The sequence below is a fragment of the Marinibactrum halimedae genome, from assembly GCF_021234875.1.
GTDB classification, from domain to species: domain Bacteria; phylum Pseudomonadota; class Gammaproteobacteria; order Pseudomonadales; family Cellvibrionaceae; genus Marinibactrum; species Marinibactrum halimedae.
On sequence record NZ_JAJQVM010000077.1, the window covers coordinates 1 to 2,775 of the forward strand.

At 42.3% G+C, this 2,775-nt stretch carries 5 protein-coding genes and 1 pseudogene; 4 read left to right on the plus strand and 2 right to left on the minus strand.

The window, feature by feature from the left end:
- From LU351_RS20165 to LU351_RS20860, 4 genes are all read left to right on the plus strand, one after another.
- Positions 1 to 249 (plus strand): hypothetical protein (locus LU351_RS20165; protein ID WP_232595885.1); only part of this gene is annotated, 249 nt, incomplete at its 5' end.
- Positions 242 to 1,051, plus strand: a complete 810-nt coding sequence (locus tag LU351_RS20170; protein ID WP_232595886.1) for an ExeA family protein — start codon at positions 242 to 244, stop codon at positions 1,049 to 1,051. The genes LU351_RS20165 and LU351_RS20170, both read left to right, overlap by 8 nt.
- An 84-nt stretch (positions 1,052 to 1,135) precedes the next feature.
- On the plus strand, positions 1,136 to 1,279 hold the full coding sequence (locus LU351_RS20175; RefSeq protein WP_232595887.1) for a hypothetical protein: 144 nt from the start codon (positions 1,136 to 1,138) through the stop codon (positions 1,277 to 1,279).
- A gap of 2 nt (positions 1,280 to 1,281) precedes the next feature.
- Entirely contained in the window at positions 1,282 to 1,416 is a 135-nt protein-coding gene (locus LU351_RS20860) for a hypothetical protein (protein WP_269783557.1), read from the plus strand.
- Positions 1,417 to 1,736: 320 nt separating this feature from the next.
- On the opposite strand, the gene LU351_RS20180 is transcribed toward LU351_RS20860, so the two are convergent.
- Positions 1,737 to 1,964 carry a hypothetical protein gene (locus LU351_RS20180; RefSeq protein WP_232595888.1) on the minus strand — a complete coding sequence of 76 codons (228 nt, stop codon included), beginning with the start codon at positions 1,962 to 1,964 and terminating at the stop codon, positions 1,737 to 1,739.
- 9 nt (positions 1,965 to 1,973) lie between these two features.
- Positions 1,974 to 2,645 (minus strand): annotated as a pseudogene (locus LU351_RS20185) (RHS repeat-associated core domain-containing protein); the annotation flags it as partial.
- Between the last annotated feature and the right edge of the window lie 130 nt (positions 2,646 to 2,775).

Consider the following 2,775-nt stretch of genomic DNA (forward strand, 5'->3'; position numbering starts at 1 on the left):
AATCGTAAAGTCAGCAACGTCAATGTGTTTTCCATCAATAATCATAAGTTTGAATGCCCCGTTGATCTTCGTGGTAAAACCATACAAGTCCGTTTCGATCGGGATCAGCGCCATCGTTTTATTGTGTATTTCAATGATCAACGAATGGGAGAAGCGATACCGTTGAACCTGTATGTTAATGCGCAACAAAAACGCCCATCACCACACCCATCACCACACCCATCACCACAAGGAGGCCATCATGATTAATGCGGTATGGGGCATTACTCAAGCTCCTTTTAAACGTGATAAACTAACATTGCTCCCCCAACAAAACCACCTGTTAGACATTATTAAAATACACGCTCAGCAAGGCGGGTTTTCTGTTGTGATTGGAGAGCCTGGTGTGGGCAAAACCGTGTTACGGGAACATATTGAGCAGTTTAATAAAGCGCGTGAATATACCGTTGCCTCCTGCTCAAGAACCTTGCATACTTATCGGCAGATTATTTGGCAGTTAGCGGATTCTTTTCAATTAGAGACGACAGAAAAAAACATTGAATCCGATTTAATCGAATGTGCATTCAGCCATATCCGTGAACGAAAAACCCTGTATATACTGATTGATGAGGCCCACCTGCTAGACACTTCGGTGTTACGTAAGTTACGATTATTGTTCGAACGCTTTCCTAAAAATCATAACTTAGTGTTGTTCGGCCAGCCTTCGTTGTTGCATTATTTATCCTTAAGTACCAACAAAGACATTAAAAGTCGTATTACCTATTCCGCGACGCTCAAGCCACTGAATCAAGAAGACATGGAACGTTACATTGTTCGAGAACTGGAGTCGGTAAAAATGGGCATTAATACGTTTGACGAGGCCGCGATGGCGTTGATTATTCGTTCCAGTGAAGGGAATTTACGGCTGTGCCGTAACTTGTGTTTGGGAAGTTTAATTGAAGCAGCGCGAGAAACCAAAAGGGTCGTATCGATTACGCATGTGAATAATGTGCTGGTGCAACCGCATTGGCGATCTCATGAAGAGTTAATCACGCAGCAAGTGTTATCGTAGTTGGACGAAAAAGGAAAAGGGCGAAAGCCCTTTTTTTACGCCAGCACGTTACGACAATAAAGCGGTAGACATTACGATGTAAGAGTGGCAAAACCCGAAAAGGCTACGATAGCAATTCGGGAAAAACGTCTATTTTTTAGCAAATCCTACGATGAAGAGTTTGGCAAAAACTACGACAGCAAAAAGGTGCGCTACAACGACAATAAAACGGTAGACATTACGATGTAAGAGTGGCAAAACTCGAAAAGGCTACAGCAGCAATTCGGGAAAAGCGTCTATTTTTTAGCAAATCCTACGATGAAGAGTTTGGCAAAAACTACGACAGCAAAAAGGTGCGCTACAAAGGGCTATGGAGTGTGGCGTGACGCTTGCCCACTGCGGGGTATTTTAGCGGCTAAAAGGGGAAGTGATGACGGTGCTAATAAAAATGCCGCTGCGAATTTGCAAGCGGCATGACATAGGACAGAGCAGCATTATTAACTATGCAGTGCGCAACGAAGTGCAGCGCTGCCCGGAGCCGCATTGCGGCGGAGGTTCGGGGTGTCCGCCTTGTGCTTAGATATAATATCTAAAGTATTCCTTGAGTTTTTAGATACCCAACGATTAAACCTATTACTATTAAGAAAATAGGTAAATACATAAACAAAGATTCTTTTTTAAAGTGATTTTTCATAATGGATTTACATTAGCTTTCTTCTGATGCAAACCGTAAAAATTTCCCTATAATTTTAATTGCCCCTAAAACAATAAATATAAGGAAAACCAAAAAGAAAGGTGTCCAAACAGGATAATTTTTTTCTTCCCCGAACACTAAATCATAAATGGAAAAACCTAAAATAATAAATGCAACTAATAAAATTAATGCCCCAATAAACTTTATTAAGTTATACAAAAAAGAATAATAACTATTCATTAATCATACCTACTGCTGGCAAGTACATTCGCTAAAGGTTGGAGTTGCTAATGTTGCATTAACTGCATAACCCATGCCTCCATATAATCCATATCCAGCACCTAATTTAGGTTTTGGCCCCGGCCCAAGAGACCTAGCCCCAAGAGGATCGTTTCCTCCATGACCCCAGTCTGTTATATGCCTGTATGCATCCATAAGCCCTCCAGAAGAAACATCTTTAGAGCCTTGTACACCCGTACCAGCAGCAAAACCCCAACCTGCATCTAATTGGGCATATCTATTCATGCTTGAAGAATAAACAGGCAGAGGTGCATCTGCATCACCAGCAGACATTGATGTCCCCACTCCAGCAAACGCGCCTATACCAAGCATGGTAGCTAACTGAGGAGTTAAAAATACTTGGTAACAACCTATGGGTGAATTAGACGGAGGAATAGATATGCCAACACTGATATTACCATTTACTCCAAGAATTGCGGCTAAAGTTGCGCTTATTCCAACTGAATATCTAGTGTAAGTGGTTCTAGGCTGAGGCATGTAAGGCCTTCTAACACCGGCTAAAAATGCTTGATCTGCTGGAGTGACTAAGCTCAGACCCATTGGGTCAATATAATTCACAGGGCTCTGATGAACATACCCATAAGTATTCGGCCCATCATATAAACCCAAAGGATCACTTTGGACGTATCGTCCGCCTACGCAACATCATACCTACATTTCCACACAGCCCAGTGCTATCAAGCCTTTAAAGAACACGCAGCACAGTGCAGCGACACTTTAACAAGTCACACCCCCCGACGCGACTTTTCCC